Source organism: Polyangium mundeleinium (assembly GCF_028369105.1).
GTDB lineage: Bacteria > Myxococcota_A > Polyangia > Polyangiales > Polyangiaceae > Polyangium > Polyangium mundeleinium.
The window spans coordinates 4,366,933-4,391,184 of the sequence record NZ_JAQNDO010000001.1 but is presented as its reverse complement, the minus strand read 5'-3'; the positions used below and the strand labels follow the sequence as shown (position 1 = coordinate 4,391,184).

Below are 24,252 nucleotides of genomic sequence, written 5' to 3'. Positions count from 1 at the left end.
GGTGAAACCCCGGCGAAGCGGTTGCCCCAAAAGACCTTACCGATGGAGCTTCGCCAGCGCCGTCCGCGCTCGCCCGCGATACCCCTCCACCTCGGTCCCGAGGCTGGCGATCCGCGTGCGGAGTTCCTTCACCTTGGCTTCCTTCTCCAGGATCTGTGCCGTGAACTTCTCCGCGTCGTTTTTCGATCGGGTCGCGGCGAGGTAGCCTCGCAGCCGACCGAGATCTTGGACGAGCTCGTCGAGATCGGCCCTTCGTTTTGGCAAGAGGCTCTCGCGCGCCTCTGCGTCTGTGAGGTGTTTTGCCGCGTCTTCCAGCGTGGCGCGTTGCGCCGCGGGCAATTTCGGCGCGGCCGCGATGGCCCGGAGCCCCCTCGGATTCAGCGTGCTCATGGCCGTTCCCCGGGACAGACCCTCGTCGGCCTCGACGCGCCGCACCTTCTTCGATCGCGGCTCGCTCGCGAACACAGCGAACGGCTTGTTCGACACGACGTCGAAATCGAGCTCGTCTGCGCCGGTCACCGTCGCGTTGCGCACGACGTCGAGGTTCAAGAAGACGGTCCGCGCCCCGCCGCTCCGGTTCTCGATCGTGTAATCGACGCGCGTGTGCCGGATGAAATGCTCGACGAGCTGATCATCCTGGAGCTCGACGAGCTGCACCTCGTCCGTGACCAGCATGTTGTTCTGCGTGAGCTCGACGTCGATGTCCGTGCCGAACGCGAGGAAGCGGATCTCGCTGGGCTTCAGGCGGTCGATCTGCGCCTCGCCGGCAAAACCGCCGTCCGCGAAGAACGAAATGGGGCCCGCGGGCAAGGTCTGCTTCGTGTCGTTCTTGATGCGCGCCGCGCTCCGGCCGACTTCGTGCACGCTGCCGAACCACACGATCCGGCGCGCGGAGACCGATTGCTGCAGGAAGGGCAGGAGCGCCGATCCGTGCGCCCGGAGGTCGATCGGAAGAGGCATCGAATACCGGAAGAGCGCGCCCGCTTCCATGCCCTCTGCCTCGGCCACCTTCGCTAGATCCCCCACGGAGAGCACCGTGCTCGACCCCTGATCGATGCCCGTCCCCGTGCCGCTCCCGTGCCCGATCGTGCCGATGCGACCGAGCCCGATCCCCTCCCCGCGCCCGCCCCCGCCCTCGCCGAGGCCCGAGAGCCCAAGCCCGCCGGCACCGAAGGTATCGCCGATCATCTCGCTCCACATCGCGTCCGCGGTCTGCAGGACGAGCTGCGGGACCGTGGAGAGCGCCTCGGCCGGCGCGACGAGCTCGCGGCGCGTGTATCGCGGGGCGGCGAGCGGATACAGGAAGGAATCGGGGCGGCCATTGACGAGCTCGACCTTGACCTTTTTCCATTCCTCGTCCGTGTCGTTGTGAACGAGCGCCCAGCCCTGCAAAATGCCGCGTTGCTCCTTGTCGCTGAGCACCATCCGGTATGTCGAGCGCCAGACCGGCGCCTCCGCGACATACCCGAGCGTCACGTCGGACGTGCTCTCCGCGAGCACCCGCAAATCGCGCCGCGCCAAGGTGCCTTGCGTCGAGGACACGGACGCGCTCGCGCCGAGCCGCGCTGCGAGCGAGGAATCGGTGGGTTTGACGCCGACCACGTCGGACAGGAAAAACTTCCGGATCTCGGCCTCCGTGGTGAGCACGAGCAGCGTCGTCTCTTTCCGCGACACGCAGTGGCCCGGCGCGCCCTCGCCCGGCTTTTTCGGGGCCTCGGCCTCGGCGACCGGCACGCACGGGCCCGGCTCTCCGTCGTCCGGGTCGAGCACGTCGACGAGCTTTCCTTTCACGGTCTCGCGCGCGGTGCGCAGCTCGATGCCGCCGCCCTTCAGGCTGCGCAGCAGGCTCGCGTGCGTCACGGGGCCCGATCCCTCGGACAAACCGGCGAGCGCCCGGCCGTTCTCCACGCTGATGCTGCTCGCGAACTCGATGCCCGCGACGCTGGTCTTCCCGTCGGTCCCGAGCACGACGAGCGTCTTCAGCGCGTCGTCGAGGTGCGAGACCGGCACGGGCAGCGCGAGGCCAGCGTCGCGGCCGACCCTGCCCGATCGCTCGAAGTAACCGACCCCCGACTCGTAAAGGCGCACGGTCTTGAGGGGAAGGGGCGGCTTCGGCGTGGTCTGCGCCAAAGCGTGCCCGCTCGTCGCGAGGAGCGTCGTGACAAGAATGGCGGAAAAATAGCGGGGCGTCGAAAGCATCGAAGGGGCCTCGGGTTTTCTGGACGGTCGGGGCAGGGACACGCCACGCCTGGACGAGTTCCCCGAAATCTCCGAGGCTCCTTCCGCCCCGAGGCGTCACGTGCGCCCGGGCGGGAACGTGGTAATGACGCGGCACTCATGCGGCGATACAAGACGGTCCTCTTTGATCTCGACGGCACGCTGATCGACTCGATCCGCCTCATCCTCGACAGTTATCATCACACGTTCGCCATCCACGGCCTGCCGCCGTGCGAGGACGACGTGCTCCTCCGCGGCGTCGGCACGCCGCTCAAGGCGCAGCTCGCCGGCTTCGCGGACGATCCGGAGGCGGTGCTCGCGATGATCGAGACGTACCGGGCTTACAACCTCGCGCACCACGACGCGTGCGTGCGGCCCTACCCCGGCGCGGTCTCCTGCGTCCGCTCGCTCGCCGAGGCGGGCGTGAAGATCGCCGTCGTGACGAGCAAGAACCGGCACAGCACCCTGCGCGGGCTCGACGTCGCGGGGCTCTCGGATGTGTTTTCGATCCTCGTCTGCGCCGATGACGTGACGAACCCGAAGCCGCACAAAGAGCCGGTCGATCTCGCCCTGGCGCAGCTCGGAGCCCGGCCCGAGGAGGCGATCTTCGTGGGCGACAGCCTGCACGACATGCACGCCGGGCGGAGCGCCGGGGTCGCGACGGGCGCCGCGCTTTGGGGACCGATGTCGCGCGCCCACCTCGCCCCGTCCGAGCCCTCGCACTGGCTGGAAAAACCCGAGGACATCGTCCCGCTGGTCCTCGGCTGAATCGTTTTTTTCGTGCCAAACCCGAGCGGGGTTCGTCCGGATGGGCCGGACCCGCGTTCAGGGTTCCCCTGACGGAGGATTCCTGCGACGCATTCTCCGTCTTTCGACGAAACGACGGAGCGACGGGGGACCTGCATTTCCCTTAGCGTTCCTGCGTCCCCAGCCTGTCTCTGCCTCCAGCGAGCGCGGAGGGGCGGGTGTCCTCCCTCGAAAGATCATGCAATCATCGCCCCTCGACGGAGCGTGTTCCAGAATGGCCGATTGTCTCCGCGGGGGCGGGGAGATGGGCGCGCGCATGCGGGCTCACGATTGGGAGGGCACGACCGTGGGCGTGCCAGCGGGCTGGGATCGCAGCCTGAAGACGGCGATCCAGATGATCCTGGGCGCCCGGCACCCGATGTTCGTCTGGTGGGGGCGCGAGCTGCTCGGCTTTTACAACGACGCCTACGTGCCCATTCTCGGCCAGCGGCACCCGGCCGCCCTCGCGCGGCCGGCGTCCGAGGTGTGGTCGGAGGTCTGGCACATCATCGGCCCCTGGGCCGAGGCGGTCCTGCGCGAGGGGCGCTCGCTCTCCGGCGACGAGGTCCTCTTGCCCGTCGATCGGAATGGGTACACCGAAGAGGCGTATTTCACGTATTCGTACAGCCCCATCAACGACGACACCGGCTCCATCGCGGGCGTGTTTTGCGCGTGCTCCGAGGAGACGGGCGAGGTGCTCGGGCGAAGGCGGCTGCAAAACCTCGGCGCGCTCGGCGCCGCGATGCTCGGCGCACGCTCGGCGGAGGAGGTCTGCCAGGCGGCGGCGCGGCACCTCGCCGAGAATCGAAACGACGTCCCCTTCGTTTTGCTGTATCTGCTCGACGAGACCGGCTCCGTCGCGCGCCTCGCTGGTTTTTCCGGGCTCCCTGCGAATCACCGCGCGTGCTGGGCGCCGTCCCCCGAGGACACGGAGGGGCCCTGGCCGATCCACGAGGTGAACATGCGGCGCAGCGGCAGGGTCGTGGACGACGTGCGGAGGCGCGTCGGCGAGCTCGTGTGCGAGCCGTGGGCGGAGCCGATCGAGCAAGCGATCGTGCTGCCCGTCGAGGACCATGGCCTCGGCCGGATCGCCGGCGCGCTCGTCCTGGGCATCAGCCCGCGGCTGCGGCTCGACGCCGCCTATCGCAATTACCTGGAGCTCGCGGCCGCGCAGATCGGGAGCGCGCTGACGAACGCCGGCGCCCACGAATCGGAGCGGCGGCGCGCCGAGGCCCTCGCCGAGATCGACCGGGCCAAGACCACGTTTTTCAGCAACGTGAGCCACGAATTCCGGACGCCGCTGACGATGATGCTGGGCCCGCTCGAAGAGCTCGCCCTCGGCGATCCCCCGCTCACGGACGCGCAACGTACGCACGTGGATCTCGCGCAGCGGAGCGCGGAGCGGCTGCTCAAGCTCGTGAAGAGCCTGCTCGATTTCGCCCGTATCGAGGCGGGGCGCATCGACGCCTCGTATGTCGCGACGGATCTCGCCCGGATGACCAGCGAGCTCGCCGGCACGTTCCGCTCGGCCATCGAGCGCGCCGGGCTGCGGCTCGACGTCGATTGCCTGCCCCTGTCCGAGTCGATGTACGTCGACCACGACATGTGGGAGAAGATCGTGCTCAATCTGCTCTCGAACGCGCTCAAATTCACGTTCGACGGCGAGATCGCGGTGTCGCTGCGCCACGCCGGGGATCGGGTGATCCTCGCGGTCCGGGACACGGGCACCGGCATCCCCGCGTCGGAGCTCCCGAGGATCTTCGAGCGATTTCACCGCGTGCAGGGCGCGCGGGCCCGGACGCACGAGGGCGCCGGGATCGGGCTTGCGCTCGTGCAGGATCTCGTGCGCTTGCACGGCGGCGAGATCGAGGTCGAGAGCGAGGTCGGTCGGGGCAGCACGTTCCGGATCTCGCTGCGCACGGGCGCCGCGCATTTGCCCGCGGATCGCATTGGCGCGCCGCTCGCGCTCGCCTCCACGGCGATCGGCCCCGCGCCATTTCTTGAAGAGGCCTTGCGCTGGCTGCCCGAGCCCGATGAGCACGTGCTGCATTTCTCCGCGAAAGGCGAGCCTCCCACGCGGGAGGCGGCGCCCCGCGCGCGGATTCTCGTGGTGGACGACAATACCGACATGCGCGGGTATCTGCATCGATTGCTCGCCCCACGGTGGGACGTGACGGCGGTGCCCTCCGGAATGGCAGCGCTCACGGAGGCGCGGCGCTCGCCCCCGGATCTCGTGCTCTGCGACGTGATGATGCCCGGCATGGATGGCTTCGCGCTCCTGCGCGCGCTGCGGCAGAGTCCGCGGACGTCCTCGATTCCGATCGTGATGCTCTCCGCGCGCGCGGGCGAGGCGGCGCGCGTCGAGGGTCTCGACGCCGGCGCCGACGATTACGTGATCAAGCCCTTCTCGGCCCGCGAGCTCCTTGCGCGGGTTGCATCCCAGATCTCGCTCTCGCAGGCACGCTCCCAGGCCAAAGCACGCGCCGAAGCCGCGAGCCGAGCGAAAGACGAGTTTCTCGCGATGCTCGGCCACGAGCTCCGGAACCCGCTCTCGCCCATTCTCACGGCGCTCGAGCTCATGCGGCTGCGCAATGGCTCCACGCTCGAACGCGAGCGGGCCGTCATCGAGCGGCAAGTACAGCACCTCGTGCGGCTCGTGGACGATCTGCTCGACGTCTCCCGGATCGCACGCGGCAAAATCGAGCTCCGGCGCCGCCCCCTGGAGCTCACCGAGGTGGTCGCGAAGGCCCTCGAGCAATCGAGCCCCTTGATCGAGCAGCGCGGCCACACCTTGCGCGTCGCCGTGCCGGCCGAGGGGCTCGTGATCGACGGGGACGAGATGCGCCTCGCGCAGGTCGTCGGAAACCTCCTGACGAACGCCGCAAAATATACCGACAAGGGAGGCCACGTGGAGGTCTCCGCCTCCCACGAGGAGGGATGGGCCACGCTGCGCGTGAGGGATTCGGGAATCGGCATCCCTCCCGATCTCTTGCCGCGGATCTTCGACCTCTTCGTGCAAGGCGGCCGGGCGATCGATCGGAGCGAGGGAGGCCTCGGGCTCGGCCTCGCCATCGTGAAAAACCTGACGGAGGCGCACGGCGGACACATCGAGGCGCGGAGCGCGGGGCGTGGCCTCGGCAGCGAATTCATCGTGCGTTTGCCACTCACCACGTCGAAAATGAGCGCACCGCCGCGCACGTGGGAGCGGCGCGTGGACGCGGCGCCCGCATGGCGCTGCCGTGTCCTCGTCGTGGACGATAACCAGGACGCCGCGGTGCTGCTCGCGGAGGCGCTCCGGGCAGCGGGCTACGAGACGCGCGTGGCGTTCGACGGCCCGAGCGGCCTCGATCTCGGACGGCAATGGCAGCCCGAGGTCGCGGTGCTCGACATTGGCCTGCCGGTGATGGATGGCTACGAGCTCGCCGGGCGCCTCCGCGAGCTCTCGCCGGCGCCTCAGCGCCTGCTCGCGCTGAGCGGATATGCGCAGCCGGGCGATCGTGATCGCGCCCGCGCGGCAGGGTTTTCCGCGCACCTCGTCAAGCCCGTCGAGATGGATACGTTGTATGCGGCGCTTTCGGGCGTTCGTCCGCGGAACGAGGGCTAGCAGCCTGTGGAATCATCGTCGCGAGCGCCCCGAAGCTAGGGCGACGGAGCGAGGAATCCTGAAGGATTTCGAGCGATGTCGACCGACGATTCGGGGCGCGCAGCAGATGAGTCCACAGGCTGCTAACGCGTGCCCCAAAACGCCACGAGATCCGGCAGCGCGGTCGTCGAGAATTGAATGAGGTGCAGCATGTGCGTATAGGGCCCGGTGCCGCCGTACCCCCGCACGTGCAGCTCCCCGCGGTGCGCCTCCGTGAGCGGTTCGAGCGGCTTCATGTACGCGTTCGGGACGACGTGCTTCATCGCCGGGACGTTCGGCAAGGGCTGAAAGACGTTCGTCGGCGTCCGCGAGACGCCCACCGATGCGAGCACGAAATCGGTGGTGCGGTGGGCATTGTGATAGCCGTACGTCTCGATCTCCGAGTGCACGATCGAGAGCAGGACCTTCCCGTCCACAGCCTTCTTCGCGAAGCGGCGGGTGGGCTCGATCTGATCTTGCTTGAGCGCCTTCGAGTGCGGGTCGTATCCGCAATGAATGGAATCGATGAGGACGATCGCGTTGATTCGTTCGAAGAACTCCTCATGCAAAAGAATCTTGATGATGCCGCCGTAGCCCGAGCTCCAGGCCGAAAGGCCGATGCGCCGGAGGCGGGCATTTTTCAAACCGCGCGCCACCATGACGTCCTGCGCACGTGACAGGATGAGCCGAAGGCCGGCGGGATCGGCGAACCGGTCCTCGTAAACGCCCGAGCCGACGCCGAGGTTCAGGATGGCCACGACCGCGTTCACGCCCGCGTATCCGTAGTTTTCCTCGACGAGGTCCGTGTTGCCGTTGAGGTGCAGGACGAGGTCGTACTGGCCGTCCTCCGACGACCACGACGGCGGGAACATCAAGAGCCCGCCGGCGAGCGGCGCACGCCAGGAACGATCAAAATGGGCGTCGGCGCGTTCGCCCGGCTTTGCACTCGCGACCGGCGGAGGCGCGGGGAGCGTGTCCGGGGCCAGCACCGCAGGCACTGTCGCGGAGGACACGCTCGCCGGCGGGGGCGCAGGCAGAGGCGCAGGCAGAGGCGCAGGCAGAGGCGCAGGCAGAGGCGCAGGCGGGGAAAGCGGCGCCTCGACCTGCACGGCCGCCGATGCCATGGGCGCCGATCGCGAGCCCAGCGACAGGACCGCGAGCCCCATCACGAGGAGCGCGAGGCCGCCGAGGGCCATGGGGGCGCGGGCACGGCGAAACATGCGGACAGAGTCCAGCAGACCGGATGTTTCGCGCTTGTGTCAAGGGAGAAACGCGCGGCTATGGAGAGCGTGAACCCCGGAGCCGCGCGAAGTCACGGGCGCGAGCGGAGGCGCTCAGGCATGGAGGTCGGCCAGGGCGACCGGCGCGACGGCAGGCGCGAGGAGCGCGTCGGCGCAAGGACGCACGACGTCACGCAAAGCCTGCCGGCGGAGGGCGCCGATTTGCTTGGAGGACAAAAGACCAACGTCCTCGGCCACGACGGCGCGCCGGAGGGAAGGCTCCGCGGACGCGGCCTCGATCGCCCGGTCGAACGTGGCGCGGGCGAAGCGGCGCGTGTCCTCGTCAGCCCCGGCGAGCAGGAATCGCAGGGTGCGCCAGGCGAGCTCGGCGTGGCGCTGCTCGTCCTCGGCGATCCGCGCGTGGACCTCGCGCAGCACGGGATCACGCACGATCCCCGCGAGCGCGAGCGCCTCGGCGGCGCCGATCGTCTCACCCACGCAAGCCTCCTCGATGAGGGAGGCGAGCACCACGCGGGGGTCGGTGTCGAGCGGGACGCCCGTGAGATCGAGCTTCGAGGGGCCGATCGGGCGATCGGCATACCGGCTCGCGAGGGCATACCCGACGCGGGCATGCTCGACCTCGTCGGCGGCGGCCTGTTGCGCGGCGAAGAGCAGCTCGGGCGGCGCGCCGAGGGCCATGAGCTGGAGCGTGAAGCGCGCGAAGCTCGCGACGGACGCGTGTTCGAGCGCGGCAATCTCGGTCCACGCCTCGGCGAGCGCGCTCCGGACGGCCGGATCGAGCGACGCCGTGTCGGGCGTGATTTCGGCGAGGATCCAATCGACGCGGGCCGAAGCAGGCGCGGTGCGGGCAGCGCCGGCAACGAGCAAGGGGCGGCCGATCGCGCAGGAATCCGTCTCGCAGGTGAACGTGCCCGGGGTCGAGTTCCACGGGATCGTCACGCAAGCGGCGCCGCCCATGCAATCGGCGTCGACGCGGCAGGCGTCCGCGTCCGAGCGGCACGCGAGGCCGACCTGCGGGTAACATCCATCAAAGAACGAGGTGATGCCACACTCGCCGCTCGGACAATCGGCGTCGACCTTGCAGGTGGCGGACACGGAGCAGCGAGACCAGGCGACGCCATTGTCGACGACGCCGTCACAGACGCAGACGGAGTCCGCTCCGCACTCGGCGTCGTTCGCGCACGCATACGCGCAGCCGCAGGAGGTATTGGGGTCCTCGCCGGACGCGTCCCGGTGGATGCATTTGCCGTGCGGTTTGTCCGTACAATCGGCGTCGGTCGTGCACGACTTGTTCGTCTCGGTGCCTTCGCAGGCAGGCGCGTTGATCGTGGGGTCGCATGCGACGACTGCCGCGCGGTGGATCGTGTCGTCGTCGCACCGCACGTAGCCGCTGTCGGAGCCGTTTGCGAGCAGAATGGGCGTGCCGCCCGCGCAACCGGGGAAACCGCCGCCGCCGGCGCCGCCCTGGCTCGAACTCGAACTCGAACTCGCGCTCCCGCCCGAGCCGCCGGCCCCACCGGAGCCGCCGTTCTCCACGCTCGATCCGCAGGCGATGGCGGAGAGGCCGAGGGCGGCGAAGAGCGAGAGGCGTAACGAAAGAAAAGCAAGTCGATCGTGCATGGGGGTTCCTCCTCGTGGAGTGAGGGGCCGATCCTAAGGCGCCCGCCGTCGCAAAGGAAGGAAGGATGATGTCGAGATCCGGCGCTCGCTCGTGTCGCATCGAACGACTCGCGCGCGGGCGCGGCGGGCGCTACCCTCGCGCGCCGTATGCTGAAAGCTTCCGACGTGGTGGCGGACCGCTTCGAGATCGAAGCCGTGCTCGGCGAGGGCGGCATGGGCGTCGTGTATCGGGCCCACGATCTGAAGCTCGATCGGAAGGTCGCCCTGAAGACGCTCGCGGCCGGCGACGAGGAGGCCGCGGCGCGGGCGCTCCGTGAAGCGCGGGCCGTCGCAGCACTCGATCATCCGAACGCGATCGCCATCTACGACGCAGGTGCGTGGGAAGGGCAGCCGTTCATCGCGATGGAGCTCGTCGAAGGCGAGACGCTGCGCGCCTACGTCGGTGATCCGAGCGTGCCCGTCGGTCGCAAGATCCGCTGGCTCGTCGACGTGGCCCGCGCGCTCGCGGCCGCGCACCGGGCGGGGATCGTGCACCGCGACATCAAGCCCGAGAACGTGATGGTCCGGCGCGACGGGCGGGTGAAGGTGCTCGACTTCGGCATTGCACGGCGCAGCCAGGCGCCCGTGGATCCCGCAGGGCCCACGGCGAAGCCGAGCGCGGCGTCGCTCGCCACGAAGAGCAGCGTGAGCGGGACGCCGATGTACATGGCGCCCGAGCAGGTGCGCGGGAAGTCCGCGGACGGGCGCACGGATCAGTTCTCGTGGGCGGTGCTCGGGTACGAGCTTTGCGAGGGAACGAGGCCCTGGGACGCGCACGACGCGCTCTCGACCGTGGCGGCGATGATGTCCGAGCCGCCGCGGCCGATGCGGGCCGAGGGTGTGCCCGCGGCGCTGCGAGAGGTCCTCGGCCGCGCGCTCTCGCGTTCGCCGGCGGAGCGGTACGGGTCGATGGACGACCTCGTGGAGCTGCTCGAACCGCTCGCGGAGGAGGCGGATTCGAAGGGGCCGAAAGGCGAGCCGCGCGTGGCCCCGCGGCCTTCGTCGGGCCCGATCACGGCGGGGCGTTACTCCACGCAGGAGCTCGGGCAGGCGATCGCGCTCGCGCTCGAGCGCAAGGCGAAGCTGGAGGCGGAGGGGCGCAAGTACGCGTATGCCGATCTCGCCGCGGCCGCGCGGGAGGTGGGCGTCGAGGAGGAGGAGCTCCGCGCGGCGCTCGTGGCGCTCAAGCCGGCGCTCGAACCGGCGTCCCCCGCGACGCCTCCGGCCGCGCCGGACCCGGACGGGAAGACCGCGCAGCGGGCCCGTCAGAAGCAGAAGCTCGAGCGGCACGCGGCGATGTGGGGCGTCTTCAGCGTATTCTTTTTCTTGTTCGACATGGTGACGGCGGGAGGGAAATGGTGGTTTATCCCGGTGCTTGGCTGGGGCGTCGGGCTCGCCGCGCACGCGGTGAAGTATCTGTTCCCGGTCGATCCGACCCCCGAGGAAGAAGCGGAGCTGCGCCTGCGGCAGGAGATCCGGCGGGAGAAGCTCGCGCGAAAGCATGGGGGCGAACGCATGCGCATCGCAGCCGGGGGAAAACGGATCGAGGAGCTCCCGCGGCCCGGGAAGAACGCGCAGGAGGCCGAAGAGAGCGCAGAGCTCGCGGCGCTCGCCGAGGAAGAGGCAGGCCTCCGAGCGGCGAAGGGCGAGCGGCGACGCAAGGCGCGTTGAATGACGACAACAATAAGGTGCGACAAACCACCACCGAAATATTCTTCTGCCATGGGACACGTGTGCCGTGGATTGGCTGGAGGGTGGGACGACCGGGGGTCGACGCGGACGGAAGCCTGGGGCACGGAATAGGCGTACCTTTTTTCTTGTGAACGGCGCGGGGGTGCGTTCCAATGCCGGCGCATGAAACGACGATGGTTGGCTCAACCGGACGGTGAGGTCCGGCGCACAACGAAACAGGGTCGCGCGGCGTGGGCCGCGCTCGGGCTCGCGGCGGCGCTGGTGAGCGTGGCTTCCCCCGCCGCAGCAGACGCGCCGAAGTCGGGCGGGGCATTGCCTGCGAAGTCTGCGGCACCCGCCGCGCCGCCCCCGGCTGCAAAGGCGCCGGCCGCCCCGGCGACGGCCCCGGCGGCGCCTCCGGCCGCTGCGTCACCGGCAGGCGCGAAGGCCCCGGCAGCTGCACCGGCCGCAGCACCGGCCACGCCTCCGGCAGGCGCAAAAGCTCAGGCTGCGCCCCCCGCCGCTCCGCCGGCCGCGCCTCCGGCAGGCGCCAAAGCCCAGGCCGCGCCCCCCGCCGCTCCGCCTCCGGCCTCGCCGCCGGGGGCAAAGGCTCCCGCCGCGCCGGCGGATGCAAAGGCGCAAGCCGCGACGCCCGATCCGAAAAAGGATGCCGCGACGCCGGACGGGAAGGCGCAGGCTGGCGCCGATGCAAAGGCGCCCGCTGCGCCCGCCGCCGATCCGGAGAAGGAAGCGGCGAAAAAACTCGAAGAAGGCCTGCGCGCGCAGAAGGCCGGCCAGCACGACAAGGCCCGCGAGGCGCTCGACGCCGCGTTCCGGATCAAGCCGAACGCGGAGATTGCGCTCGCCCTCGCGCGCTCCGAGATGCAGCTTGGAAAGCCGCGCGACGCGGCGGAGCACCTCTCGTATTTCCTGCGCGAAGGCCAGGCGGCGAAGCCGGAGGATCGTCAGGCGGCCGAAAAGATGTTCGCCGAGGCGAAATCCAAGGTCGGCACGGTGATCGTGAGCGTCGACGTGGACGGGTCCGAGGTGCAGGTCGATGGCAAGCCTGTGGGGACGTCGCCGCTCAGCGGCGCGGTCTTCGTGGAGCCCGGCCCGCGTATCCTCACGGCGCGCAAGGAAGGGATGCCGGAGGCCAAGAAAGAGCTCACGGTCGCAGCCGGCGCCGAGACCACGGTGCCGCTCGCGGTCACGCCCCCGCCGCAGCCCGTGGCCAAACCCCTGCCTCCGCCGCCGCCCCCGCCGCCGGCGCGGAACAAGACGCTGATCTTCGCGGGCGCGGGCATTGCGGGTGGACTCGCGCTCGTGAGCCTCGGGACGTTCATTGGGTACTCGGTGGTCGATTCGAACAGCTATGACGCCTGGGAGACGAACAGGTGCGTCCGGGCGAATCAGCAATGCGTGAGTGATTTCCGCGATGGGCAGAGCACGAGCGCGGCGCTCGGGACCACGGCGCTCGTGACGCTGATCGGCGCGGGGGTCATCGGCGCCGGTACGGCCGTTTACGCATTCACGGGCAAGAAGTCGCAGCCTTCTGCATCCCTCCACGTGACGCCGGGTGGTGTCGTGGTGAAGGGAAGCTTTTGATCGAGGGCCGATGCCCTGACGAACGAGAGGTTGGAATCTCCAAATGAATCGGTACGGATCATCGATGACCTTGGCTTTGACCCTCGGCGCGCTGATGGCAGCGCTCGCGGGTTGTCCCGACGACGCCCCGCTTCCGCCGGATACGACGGGCGGCGCGGGCAACGGCGGCTCGGGAGGGATGGCGTCGAGCTGCGGCGACGGCATCCTCGACATGGGCGAGACGTGCGACGACGGGAACAACACGGACGGCGACGGCTGCTCCGCCTGCGCGGTGGACGCGTGTTACACGTGTGACGCGAACGCGCCGAGCGCGTGCACGCCGAAAGCTGCGGGCGAGGCGTGTGAGGGGACGAAGCTCTGCAATGAAGCGGGCCAGTGCGTCGAGTGCATCGACAATTCTCAGTGCGGCACTGGGTATTGCTTCCAGGACGCGTGCGCGGCGTGCGACGATACCGTGAAGAACGGCGACGAGACGGACGTCGATTGTGGTGGCACGCATTGCGGGCTCTGCGAGCAGGGCAAGACGTGCGTCGTGGGCGCGGATTGCACGTCGACGTTCTGCGCGGATGGCGTGTGCTGTGACGGCGCATGCGACGACGCATGTTTTTCGTGCAGCCTGGCAGGCACAATCGGCGAGTGCAGCGCCATCCCCAAGTACGCCGAAGACCCGAGCTACGGAATGGGTGAGGCGTGTCTCGCAGCTGAGGGCGAAGAGTGCTCGGGCCTCGGAACATGCGGGAAGGCGGTGGGCCAGAGCTGCACAAATAACCCCGAGTGTGCGACCGTCAACTGCAAAGACCCCGACTTGGACGGAACAAAGACGTGCGTGAAGAACAACGGCGAGCCATGCTCGGCGGCCAGCGAATGCGCGAGCAACAATTGCATGGACGGCGCCTGCGCCATGTGACGTAGCCGCGGGGGCTCGATGAGCCCCCCCGCGCACCATTCCCCACCCGCCCCCCCTACGCATCTTTCGTCTCTCTTCACGCCCGCCTGAAGCTCCGCTAGCGTACGTCCGGAGATCTCGAGGTACCGGTGAACGGAGCTTACGCGCGGATTTGCGGATGGTTTGTGACCCTTGGGTTGCTCGGGGTCGGCTGTGGCCAGATCCTCGGGCTGGACGAGTACGTGCTCGTCGATCCGAGCAACGGAGGAGCCGGCGGCGCGGGGGGCTCCGTGCCGCCAGCGTGCGGCGACGGCATCCTCGACCCGGACGAGACCTGCGACGATGGGAACCAAACGGGCAGCGACGGCTGCACGTCATGCTCGGTGGATGCTTGCTACACGTGCAAGACCGAGGCGGGCTCACCAAGCAATTGCCTGGCGAAGCCGGCGGGCGATATTTGCGCAGCGGGCCTCTGCGATGGCGCAGGGCAATGTGTCGAGTGTCTGGTGAACCAGCATTGCGGCGTGGATGGGTACTGCTTCGATAATACCTGCAAGAGTTGTGACGACGGGCTCGTGAATGGCGACGAGACGGATATGGATTGTGGCGGCGCACATTGCGCGCCATGCTCGCAGGGGAAGACTTGCCTCGCGGGCACGGACTGCAAAACGACCTTCTGCGTAGATGGCGTTTGCTGCGGCGAAGCGTGCGACATAGCGTGCGTCGCATGCAACATCGACGGGCTCGCCGGAGAATGCGCCGCAGTCGAAAAGTATGGCGAAGATTTGCACTACGGTATGAGTGAGGCATGCCTCGCCAGCGAGGGTGAGGCATGCCCAGGCCTCCTTGGACCCTGCCTCAAAGCATTGGGGCGACCGTGCGCCTCCAGCGCTGAGTGTGCGTCCACCCGTTGCGCTGATCCCGACATGGACGGCCAGAAGACATGCATCAGGAATGTTGGCGACACCTGCACCCTGAACGTCGAGTGCTACAGCAACAATTGCATGAACGGCTTCTGCGCCGCGCCTTGACCGCCGTCCCAAACCACATCCCGGTCCTCACACCCCCGTTGCACCACCTCCCCCACCCGTGGTAGTCCCCGCGCCATGACCGGCACGCTCCACGACGATATCCCCATTCTCGATCTCCAGGACGTCGGCTCCGGCGACGTCGAGCGCGAAACACGGGCCGCCGCTGCGATCGCGCGTGGGCTCGGCCGGTACGGGCTCGTGTACGTGAAAAACCACGGCATCGACCCCGCCGCGCTCGATGCGTTCTACACCGAGTTCCTCGCGCTCACCGCGCTCCCGGAGGCCGAGAAGCGCCGCTGGGCCCGCGCCGACCTCTGGTTCCAGCGCGGATACACCCCGCCGAACACCGAGAAGGCCGTCGTCGCCGGGGGTCAGCCGGATTTCAAGGAGTGCTGGTTTGCCGCGCCCATCGACGTCGATCCCGTCGCGGCCGAGCTCTACCCCGAGATCCATCCGCCGAACGTGTGGCCCGAAAACCGGCCGCACTTCCGCACGTTTTACGAGGCAATCGGACTTGCCCTGCACGAGGCCGGCCTCGCGCTCCTCCGCGCGTGCGCCGACGCGCTCTCTTTGCCGCGCGAGACCTTCGTGGACGTGACCCGCGGCGCCCCCCACGTCACGCGCGCGCTCAAGTATCTGCCGCTCGACGCGCAGCAATGCGAGAGCGGCGTCCTCTGGGGCGAGGAGCATACCGATTTCAACTTGCTCACGCTCCTGCCGGGCGGCTGGTTCCTCGACCGGGATCAGAATCGCTGCGCACGGCCCGACGACCGGAGCGGGCTCTTTTTGCGCACGCGGGGCTCGGAGGGTCGTCCCGGCGGTGAGCTCGTGCCGGGCACCGCGCCGCCGGGCTGCATCGTGGCCCAGGTGGGCCAGCAGCTCGAGATCCTGACCGGGGGGCGCCTGCTCGCCACGCCCCACGTGATCACCGCGCCGAAGACCCCAGGGTATGCACGCACCTCGATGGCCCATTTCGTCCATGTGCACACCGATACGCGCCTCTTCCCGTTGCCCCCGTTCCAGACCCGGGAAACGATGACGGCCTATCGGCCGCCGGTCCTGGCGGGCACGTACGATATCAAGACGCTGGTCGATATCGGCCTCGCGCCGCCCGAGGTCCTCTCGAAGCTCGGCTATCGCCATTACGACAGGCTCGCGAGCGTGCGCGCGGGCGAGAGCCGCTGAAGAAGCCCCGCGCGTTGAGTCCCGCGGTCCCGCGTGGTAAGAAACGCGGGCCCATGCGCTTTCCCTCCCCGCGCCCGTCGTTCGTCGCGCTCGCGCTCCTCGCCGCGCCCACGCCCGCGCTCGCCGCTCCTCCCAAAGCCGATCCGCCCCCGGCGCTGCGCCTCGCGATCCAGCGCGCCACGCTCGACAACGGCCTGCGGGTCGTGATGAACGTGGATCACGCCTCGAACGCAGTGGCCATCGCCGTCACCTACGACGTCGGCTCGCGGGACGAGGCACAAGGCGAGGGCGGGTTCGTCCGGCTCTTCGAACACCTCCTGTTCGGCGCAACGAAAAACCTCGCCGCGGGCGAATTCGAATCCCTCGTCGCCGCGCGCGGCGGGTTCGTCACGGCGAAGAGCACGGTCGATCGGACGACGTATTCGATGATCGTCCCCGAAAACGAGCTCGCGGTCGGCCTCTGGCTCGAAGCCGAGCGCATGCGGAGCGTCAACCTCGACCAAGCGGCGATCGACGCCGATGGCAAGGCCCTCGCCATCGTGGATCACGTGCCCTACGGAAAAGCGGATGCCCGGCTCGGCGCGCTCGCGTTCGAGGGATGTCCGGCGTATGCGCACGGGACATCGGGCGCGGATCGCGCGCGTGCGGATCTCGCCGCGGTCCGCGCCTTCCACGCGGCGCATTTCGGCCCGAACACCGCCGTGCTCGGGATCTCGGGGGATTTTGACCCCGACATGGCCATGTCCCTCGTGCACCGTCATTTCGACGGCATTGCGCGTATCCAGGCCAAACCCTTCGCCGAGCCCACCGTGCCCGAGCAGACGGCGGAGCGGCGTGAGGTCGTCGAAGACGCGCTCGCCCGCGCGCCGGCGCTCTCGTATGGATTCGTGATGCCCAAGCTCGGGACACGCGAGCACGACGCGCTCCGCTTCGCGCAGGTGATCCTCGGCGACGGCGAGGGCTCGCGGCTCGTCTCGCGCCTCGTGCGCGCGGACGCGCTCGCGACGGAGGCGCGGGCCGAGGTCGATGCGCGGTTCGGCCGCGGGCCGGGGCTCTTCCACGTCGAGGTGCGGCTCGCGCAGAATGCGACCGTTCCAGAGGTGGAGAAGCGGGTCGACGCGGCGCTGAAGGAGCTCGCCGACGCGCCCCCCACGGAGGCGGAGACGATCCGGGCGCGAAAGAGGCTCGAAGCGGCGTTCGTCCTCGGCCTCGCGTCGAATCGGAATCGCGCCGTGGAGCTCGGCAAGCACGAGCTCTGGAATGGCGACGCGCGGGTGATCGGGCGCGAGCTCGAGCGGCTCGCCAGTGTGACGCCGGCGGACGTGCAAAAAGCCGCGGCACAGTATCTCGTGGCGAAACGTCGAACCGTGATCGAGACGCGGCCGAAGCCGGCCTCTGCGGGCAACGTCGCGAGCGTGGCGGAGGGGTCGCGATGAAGCGGCGCGCGTATGCCCTCGGGCTTTTCGCCTTCCTCGTCGCGGGTTGTCCCGGCCAAACCGTCGCGCCCCCGCCGCTGCATACGCCTCCGCCCGCCAAGACGGCCGATGCGAAGCCGAAGGAGCCACAAGCCGCCTCGGACCCGAAGGAGCCGTCGCCCGATTCCGCGCCGCCGAGGCCGTTTGCCACGCCGAAGACTACCTGGATCGAGCTGAAGAATGGCCTGCGTGTCGTGAGCTTGCTCGATCGCGCGGTGCCCGTGGTGCACCTGCGGATCGCCGTGCTTGCGGGCACCGCGGTGGATGGGGAACGGACGGGCCTCGCGGCGGTCTGCGCGCGGGCCGTGGCTTCGTCGGGGGCGGGGGCGCTCGATGCGATCGAGCTGCGAAAACGCCTGGAGGGGCTCGGGGCGAGTTTGTCGGTGGACCTGAATGCGGATCGGGTGGTGTACGGCATTTCGGTGCCCGGGTCCCGCCTCGCCGAGGCGGCCGAGGAGCTCGCCTCCGTCCTCGGCCGCCCGCGCCTCGATCCGAAGGAGATCGAGCGCGTGCAGGGCGCGCTCGCCGAACGCGCCGCAGAAAAAGCACGCAGCGACGGCGCCTGGGGCGCTTGGATGATGCTGCACCGCGACCTCTTCGCGCTCCCGAGCGAGCACCATCCGTATGCCTCGTTCGACGCGATGGCCGAGGAGATCGGGCAGATCAAGCCCGCCGATTGCAAGGAATACCATCGCCGGTATTTCGTCCCGAAAAACATGATCGCGGCGATCACCGGCGACGTGCCCGCGGACGAGGTCCGCAAGGTCGCGGAAAAACACCTTGGCGGGCTCTCCGGGAGGGCCGCCCCCGCCCTCTCCTTCACGGATCCGATGCCCCCGGAGTCGACGAAGATCACGCTCGTCGACAGGCCCGGCAGCACGCAAAGCGAGATGGTCGTGGGATCGCTCGGGCCCAAGGAGTCAGAGCCGAGCTACGCGGGGTTCGTCGCCGCCGCCGCGGTCCTCGGCGGCGCGGCCACGGGCAGGCTCGCTCTCGATTTGCGCGACAAACGGGGGCTCGCCTCGCACGTCTTCACGGAGACCGTGCCGTTCGCGAACGGGCCGTCTGCGTTTTACGTGTACACGAAGATGAACCACGAGAGCACCGGCGAGGCCCTCACGGCGGTGCTCGCAGCGCTCCGCGCCCTCACCCAGGAGGCGCCGAGCTCGCGCGAAATGGAAAACGCCGCGCGTTTCCTCGGCAGCGTCCGCGCGGTGAGCACGAGCCGACCCGGCGCGCGTGCCGACGAGCTCTGCGACCTCGGATCCCGCGGGTTGCCCGACGAGGCCCTCGACGAGCGCATCGCTGCCATCCGCGCCATGGCCCCCGAGGCCGCGGCGAAGGCCTTCGCCGAGCATGTGCGCTCCGGCCACGCCGTCGTCGTGGTCTCGGGCGACGCTACGAGCGTGGGCCCGATCTTGCAAAGGTTCGGCGAGGTGAAGGTCGTGGACCCGACGCGCCGCTTCGCCCGGACCCGCACGCTGCCCGCCGCCGCGGCCCCCGCCCGGCCCTGAAGATCCAGCGCCCTGGATCGCGAAGACGAAAACCGGAAGGTGGCCCAGGATTTCAAGGGTGAAACGCGTCCGTCCCCATCCTACCCTGGTCAACCGTTCTACCCCCCCGAAATGCCCGGGATCCGCCCCCTCCTACGGCGCAGAGGATCTTGGCCCGGCCTTTGCTAGTACGTCCCTCGTTCCTTTTTCGAGCCCGACGGGAGGGAGGTGAGACATGCCCAGCGTGCTCATCGTGGACAGCGAAAGTACACAGCGCCGTTCTCTTTCGCTGGCATTGCGCCTCGAAGGTTACCGGGTCGCCCTCGCAACGTCTGCCCAGGAGGTCAAAGACCACCTCGACGACAAGCAAGGGTACGACGTGGTGATGGTCGATCTCATGATCCCGGAGCTCAACGGCCTGGATCTGGCCCGGGAGATCCGCCACGGCTTCCCGCGGGCCCGCATCATTCTCACGAGCGCGTATCCGCTCTCGCAACGCCAGCTCGAACGGACGGAGTGCGGCGCGATCGGGTTTGTCCCGAAGCCCTACGAGCTCGACGAGGTCTCCCGCTACCTGCGCTCGAAGCTCACGGCCGCGGCCTGAACGATCACGGAACAAGGGAAACCTCGGTGGAGCGCCCCCATTCGCTCCTCCGAGGCTTCCCTTGATCCTTTCGAATCAGGGCACGCCGAGGTTGATGGGATCGGCGCAGCAGCGAATGCCGAGGTTCTTGTTGAAAACGTCTCGCCTGCGATCGACCGACAGAGACGTGCAAGACAGCCGGTTTTCCTGGTCCCAGAACGAGCCGCCCCGATCCCGGCACTGATCGTCTTTCGGATCCCCCGGGTTTCCGGCGGGCTTGCATGCGTCCTCCCACTCCCATACGTTGCCGGACATATCGAAGAGGCCCGAGAAGCCGTTACCGCCCTTGCAGTTCGTGGCGGCCTTGACCGGCTCGGAATTGCCGTTACCGGCGTTCAGGGTGCCGTCGAAGGGATCGTCGACGCACCTTTTCTCTTCGTAGTCATCGCCGTACGGAAAGTTCCTCTCCCCTTTGTTGGAGCAGGCGTACGTCCACTCGCTCTTCGCGGAATCGTTGAATTCGTCATAACCGAGCGGTTGGTCCCCGAACGCGCCGCAAAGGCGCTTGCCCACGCCCGCGCAGAAGGCGCGCGCGTCGCACCAGTCGACACAAGCCACCGGATGGTTGGGCTTCGTGATGGGATCGTAATGGGTGTTGTTGCAGTTGGCGCCGCTCGAACGCGGGATGTACGAGTTTTTCCAGCCGCACAAGGGATCTTGCGTGTTCGGCGCCGGCAACGTGGCGAGCCACAACGAATATTGCAGGCTCGTGACCTCGGTCGCGTCGATGCAGTAGGGCCCCTCGGGCCCTTCGACGAGCACCATGGGCGTGCTGCCCACGGGGCACGTCGGCCCGCCCCCGCCCACGCCTCCCTGGCCGCCCGCGCCACCCATTCCGCCGGCGCCGCCCACGCCGCCCATTCCGCCAGCGCCACCAACGCCGCCTATCCCGCCAGCGCCGCCCATCCCGCCGACGCCGCCTGCGCCCGCGCTCCCGCTGCTCGAACTCGCGCTCCCGCTGCTCGAACTCGCGCCTCCGCCCGCGCCGCTGCCTGCTTGGCCGCCCCCGCCGGTGATCGGGATTGCGCCATTGGTGTCGAGCGAACAACCGAGGATGGGAAGAAAGAGCACACCGACAAGAACGAGAGAGGTGCGTCGCATGGGAGATGCTTTTACCACGGAGCGACGACGCACAGAAGTGGGCGGAATGGGAGGTTTGGACGTTTGCGTCGCGGTGTAAAAATCGCGGCTCGTTGATGCAATACGAGGCGGAGGACCGAGCGCCACGTCGCCGGGGCGGCGCGGACGCTCGGGCTTGATGCATTCAAGTCACTTGATGCAGTTCGACTTGTACACCGGGCCGCGGCCCGTCGCGAGGTTCACGGGGATGACGCCGATCGCCAGGGGAATCGCGCTCGAACAGGCCTCCGGGAACGGCCCCATGTGGATGTCCTGCTCGGCGAGCAAGCCCGGCTCGACAACCTCCATGGAGTTCGTCGGCAGGCTGTTCTGCGCGGCTTCCTTCACGTCCTTGATGCATTGCTCGACCGTGTCCACCATCTCGGGCAGCGTGTTCGCGTCGCCGACCCCGCAGGCGGTGAAGACGCTCTCGACGATCGTCTGCCAGCCTTCGCCAATGATGATGAAGATGTTGAAGTTCGGGTCCGAATTGAAGCCGTGACCGTGGACCCAGGTGTCGTATCCGACCTTCGAAAAACTCGTGGACGAGCTCGCGTACATCATCTCGATGACCGGCCCCTCCGGGTTCGGCGGGAGGAGGTAATCGATCGCCTGGATGAGGATGAGGTTGTTGAGGCTCTTGTCGATGGCCTCGATGTACTTGCCGTACATCTTGTTGATGAGCTGCATCTGGAGCATGTTCTGGTTGAACATGCCGAGCGTGAGGCTCAAGAAGCCGAAATGGCTCGCGCCACCGCCGGGCTTCTCGCCCACGCCCGGGGCCTTGGCCATGAAGACGGGCGCAGCTTCGGCCTTGGCCGTCGCGCTGACGAGCTGCCCCACGGACCGGCCCGCGGGCGCAATCTGATCCCGGACGAGCGCGGCAAACTTCGCGCGATTCGCGATCACGCCGTGCGCCGTGGGTTCGAGCGCGGCGAGCTTTTGCACGGCGGAATCGACGGCCGCGCTCTTCGTCGCGAGCAGCGCCTCGTCGCCGGCCTTCGGCGCATTCGGAGCGATCGAGGCGATCGTGGTTCGGAGCTCGGCGAGCGCGGCCCCGAGACCATCCATGTCCGCCGCGAGGGCATCGTCGTCCGCGTTCTTCGTGACGCCCACCGCCGTGAGCTCGGCGGTCGTGGGATAATCGCCGGGGATCTTGCGCAGGACGTCGGCGAGCTCGGTGTAATGGAGCGGGTCGAGGTCGACGAGGCTCGCGTCGAGGGCGAGGACCGCGTCCTTCAGCGCTTGATCGGAGCCGCCGTTCGCTGCCATCACGGCGTGCACGCCATTCTGCACACCCGCGAGGCCCGCGCCCGCCTTCGCGAGCAGCGGCGCGATGGCCTCGTTGAGCACGGAGACCTGCGTCTCGGCCGTGACGGTTTGTCCCTCGACGACGACCTCGCATCCCACCGTGAAGATGCCCGCCTCGGCGAACGTGTACTTGCCCGCGCTCTCGACGACGCCCGCCTGCGGCGAGACGGTGACCGTCGAGGTGAACGAGCCGCCGTACGCCATTCCGTCTTTTTGCACGCCGCAGCCGGCCGAGAGCGCGCCGCCATTGTCGGCCTCCAGCACGACGCGGCTCGACGGCATCACGATCGCCGCAAACCCGCTCATGCCGCCGCCGCCCGCGCCGCCGGCGCCGCCCATTCCACCCGCGCCGCCCTCGCCGCCCATCCCGCCGCCACCGCCGCCGCCCTCGCCTCCCATCCCGCCGCCGCCGCCCGCGCCGCCTTCCCCGCCCGCGCCCGCCTGGCCCCCGGATCCGCCGCTCGCGCCCGATCCGCCAGATCCTCCTTCGTCGCCTCCACAGGCCACGAGACCGGTCAGCGCCAGGAACGAGAATGCGGCGAGCTTTGGTCCCCACAAGCGATTCGATTTCATGCGAAGTCCTCCAGTGTGCAAGAGCCCCCAAAAGAGCGCATGCGAAAAGGGAGCGCCGAGGATATCACGGAATGCCCTCCCCTCGCGTCACGCAACATGGGACAGAGGTTCAGGGTTCGTGACGCAGGCCACCACGAAGGACTGAACAAAAAATCATCTCCACAAACTGTGCACACGTTCAGCACAGGGGGTAGGGTGCCCTCATCATGATGACGCCCAAGGACATCGCGCCCTACATCCTCCGTGCCCTCGCCGAGGCCCAGACCGAGGGCCGCACCATGGACCTCGAGACGCTCTCGATCGCCATCAAGGTGCGCCGCGGTGACGTGCGCAAGACCGTGAGCGCGCTCCATCAGGAAGGGCTCGTGGACGCGCTGCGGCTACGCCTCTCGCTGGCAGGGTTCGCGATCGGATCGGCGCTGCTCACGCGGGAGCTGCCCCCGATCCGCCGGCCGAAGCAGGTCGCGCAGAAGGTGGCCGCGGCCTGAGCGCGCTCGCCCACGCTCCACCGAAAATGCGGTAAGGAGGGGGCATGAACATGGTTCGCACGCGCGTGATCGCCGCGATCGCGCTCCTCGCAGGGCTCGGGCTCGGGTGCAGCAAAGGGTCGTCGGGGCCGGATCCGGCCGGATCCGCGGCGCCCACGGAGGCGAAACCGAGCGCCAAGGGGATCGAGGCCGCCGGGAACGACGCCGCCGTGGTCGAGCTCGCGAAGAAGGCGCTCGGGTGCAAGTGGGGCACCTACGGGTTCGACTCGATGTGCCCCGAGATGAAGGCGCTCATCGAGAGCGAGCTCATCCGCGAGGGGAAGGCCGATGCGACGTTCGTGAGCTTCCTGGAGGATCCGAACGAGCAGGTGCGCTGGCTCGGCAGCCGCGCGCTCTCGCAGCGCGGAAAAGCCTTCCGCAACGACAAGGCGCTCGCGGAGCGGATCCTCGTGGTGGCCGAGGGCGAGGCGAGCAAGACCGTGGCGCAGGAGCTCGGCGGGGTCGTCGGCGGGATCAAGCACGCGGACACCGGGCTCGGCGAGCGGATCAAGACGATGGCGAAGGGCCACCCGGTGCAGCAGATGCGCACGAGCCTGCTCGCGCGGATGCTCTTCTCGAACGGCGAGACGCTCTACGACTTCGTGAAGGACATCGCGACGAACGACAAGGACGTGGTCGTGCGCAAGGCCGCGATGTCGGCCTTCTGGACGGGGACGCCACCGAGCCGCGCTGCAGATTCGTGCAAGATGTGGCTCGGGTTCGTCGACGACGCGGCCGACGACGTGTCAGGCGAAGCGGCCTACCTGTGCTCGTTCTACCCGCAAGGCGGCGGGTGCAAGGCGGAGTGGGATCCGCTGCTCGACAAGATCGAGAAGCGCGCAAAGGAGGGGACGATCAAGTCGACGCAGATGGCGTCGGCGCTGTTTTACCTGCACCGGCAACCGGGGGCGTCGGACGCGCAAAAGAAGCGTGCGCTCGCCGTGGCGCGCGCGATCCTCGAGACCCGCACGAACAGCGGAATGGCGCGCGGCAGGGCGCTCGAGCTCGTCGCGGAGAAGGATCCCGACGGCAAGAAGCTGCTCGTGGCGATGCAAGAGGATCCGGACGTGTTCGTGAAGCGGCGCGCGAAGGACCTCGCCGACAAGGCGGGCAAGACGGCCGACGAGAAGGCGAAGGCGCCGGACGCCGACAAGGCCAAGGCGCCCGAGGGTGACAAGGCCAAGGCGGACGGGGCGAAAAAACCCTGA

Annotated in this window: 17 protein-coding genes and 1 pseudogene; 12 read left to right on the top strand and 6 right to left on the bottom strand. The window is 68.7% G+C overall.

What is annotated here, in order from left to right:
* Window positions 1-36 precede the first annotated feature (36 nt).
* On the bottom strand, window positions 37-2,199 hold the full coding sequence (locus POL67_RS17545) for a hypothetical protein (RefSeq protein WP_271918519.1): 2,163 nt from the start codon (window positions 2,197-2,199) through the stop codon (window positions 37-39).
* Between the two features lie 138 nt (window positions 2,200-2,337).
* On the opposite strand from POL67_RS17545, the gene POL67_RS17540 reads away from it, so the two are divergent.
* Window positions 2,338-2,985: an HAD-IA family hydrolase gene (locus tag POL67_RS17540; RefSeq protein WP_271918518.1), complete on the top strand. Its 648-nt coding sequence runs from the start codon at window positions 2,338-2,340 to the stop codon at window positions 2,983-2,985.
* A gap of 295 nt (window positions 2,986-3,280) precedes the next feature.
* A complete protein-coding gene (locus POL67_RS17535; RefSeq protein WP_271918517.1) occupies window positions 3,281-6,607 on the top strand; it encodes an ATP-binding response regulator in 3,327 nt (1,108 codons plus the stop codon).
* 122 nt (window positions 6,608-6,729) lie between these two features.
* Here POL67_RS17535 and POL67_RS17530 read toward each other — a convergent pair whose 3' ends face one another.
* Together POL67_RS17530 and POL67_RS17525 are read right to left on the bottom strand one after the other, a co-directional pair.
* Window positions 6,730-7,845 (bottom strand): hypothetical protein, encoded by a 1,116-nt coding sequence (locus POL67_RS17530; RefSeq protein WP_271918516.1) that lies wholly within the window; start codon window positions 7,843-7,845, stop codon window positions 6,730-6,732.
* 114 nt (window positions 7,846-7,959) lie between these two features.
* Window positions 7,960-9,486, bottom strand: a complete 1,527-nt coding sequence (locus tag POL67_RS17525; protein ID WP_271918515.1) for a ferritin-like domain-containing protein — start codon at window positions 9,484-9,486, stop codon at window positions 7,960-7,962.
* 147 nt (window positions 9,487-9,633) lie between these two features.
* On the opposite strand from POL67_RS17525, the gene POL67_RS17520 reads away from it, so the two are divergent.
* From POL67_RS17520 to POL67_RS54230, 4 genes and pseudogenes are all read left to right on the top strand, one after another.
* Window positions 9,634-11,196: a protein kinase domain-containing protein gene (locus POL67_RS17520; RefSeq protein WP_271918514.1), complete on the top strand. Its 1,563-nt coding sequence runs from the start codon at window positions 9,634-9,636 to the stop codon at window positions 11,194-11,196.
* A gap of 183 nt (window positions 11,197-11,379) precedes the next feature.
* Complete coding sequence (locus POL67_RS17515; RefSeq protein ID WP_271918513.1) at window positions 11,380-12,801, top strand: PEGA domain-containing protein; 1,422 nt, start codon at window positions 11,380-11,382, stop codon at window positions 12,799-12,801.
* 64 nt (window positions 12,802-12,865) lie between these two features.
* Entirely contained in the window at window positions 12,866-13,708 is an 843-nt protein-coding gene (locus tag POL67_RS17510; RefSeq protein WP_271918512.1) for a DUF4215 domain-containing protein, read from the top strand.
* 128 nt (window positions 13,709-13,836) lie between these two features.
* A pseudogene (locus POL67_RS54230) lies at window positions 13,837-14,079 on the top strand (DUF4215 domain-containing protein); the annotation flags it as partial.
* A 27-nt stretch (window positions 14,080-14,106) separates the two neighbouring features.
* On the opposite strand, the gene POL67_RS17500 reads toward POL67_RS54230, so the two are convergent.
* Complete coding sequence (locus POL67_RS17500; RefSeq protein ID WP_271931068.1) at window positions 14,107-14,478, bottom strand: hypothetical protein; 372 nt, start codon at window positions 14,476-14,478, stop codon at window positions 14,107-14,109.
* 315 nt (window positions 14,479-14,793) lie between these two features.
* Here POL67_RS17500 and POL67_RS17495 point away from each other — a divergent pair, with 315 nt between their 5' ends.
* The 4 genes from POL67_RS17495 to POL67_RS17480 all read left to right on the top strand — a co-directional run bounded on the left by POL67_RS17495 (window position 14,794) and on the right by POL67_RS17480 (window position 19,475).
* Window positions 14,794-15,903 carry an isopenicillin N synthase family dioxygenase gene (locus POL67_RS17495; RefSeq protein ID WP_271918511.1) on the top strand — a complete coding sequence of 370 codons (1,110 nt, stop codon included), beginning with the start codon at window positions 14,794-14,796 and terminating at the stop codon, window positions 15,901-15,903.
* 53 nt (window positions 15,904-15,956) lie between these two features.
* Window positions 15,957-17,339 carry a M16 family metallopeptidase gene (locus POL67_RS17490; protein ID WP_271918510.1) on the top strand — a complete coding sequence of 461 codons (1,383 nt, stop codon included), beginning with the start codon at window positions 15,957-15,959 and terminating at the stop codon, window positions 17,337-17,339.
* Window positions 17,336-18,892 (top strand): M16 family metallopeptidase, encoded by a 1,557-nt coding sequence (locus POL67_RS17485; protein ID WP_271918509.1) that lies wholly within the window; start codon window positions 17,336-17,338, stop codon window positions 18,890-18,892. The genes POL67_RS17490 and POL67_RS17485 overlap by 4 nt, the downstream gene beginning before the upstream one ends.
* Before the next feature lie 214 nt (window positions 18,893-19,106).
* Window positions 19,107-19,475: a response regulator gene (locus POL67_RS17480; protein ID WP_271918508.1), complete on the top strand. Its 369-nt coding sequence runs from the start codon at window positions 19,107-19,109 to the stop codon at window positions 19,473-19,475.
* Window positions 19,476-19,550: 75 nt separating this feature from the next.
* Here the strand turns inward: POL67_RS17480 and POL67_RS17475 are convergent, their stop codons facing one another.
* On the bottom strand, window positions 19,551-20,615 hold the full coding sequence (locus POL67_RS17475) for a formylglycine-generating enzyme family protein (protein ID WP_271918507.1): 1,065 nt from the start codon (window positions 20,613-20,615) through the stop codon (window positions 19,551-19,553).
* 168 nt (window positions 20,616-20,783) lie between these two features.
* Complete coding sequence (locus POL67_RS17470; RefSeq protein ID WP_271918506.1) at window positions 20,784-22,517, bottom strand: hypothetical protein; 1,734 nt, start codon at window positions 22,515-22,517, stop codon at window positions 20,784-20,786.
* Window positions 22,518-22,723: 206 nt separating this feature from the next.
* Between POL67_RS17470 and POL67_RS17465 the strand changes: the two genes are divergently transcribed.
* Window positions 22,724-23,005: a hypothetical protein gene (locus POL67_RS17465; RefSeq protein ID WP_271918505.1), complete on the top strand. Its 282-nt coding sequence runs from the start codon at window positions 22,724-22,726 to the stop codon at window positions 23,003-23,005.
* A gap of 44 nt (window positions 23,006-23,049) precedes the next feature.
* Window positions 23,050-24,252 (top strand): hypothetical protein, encoded by a 1,203-nt coding sequence (locus tag POL67_RS17460; RefSeq protein ID WP_271918504.1) that lies wholly within the window; start codon window positions 23,050-23,052, stop codon window positions 24,250-24,252.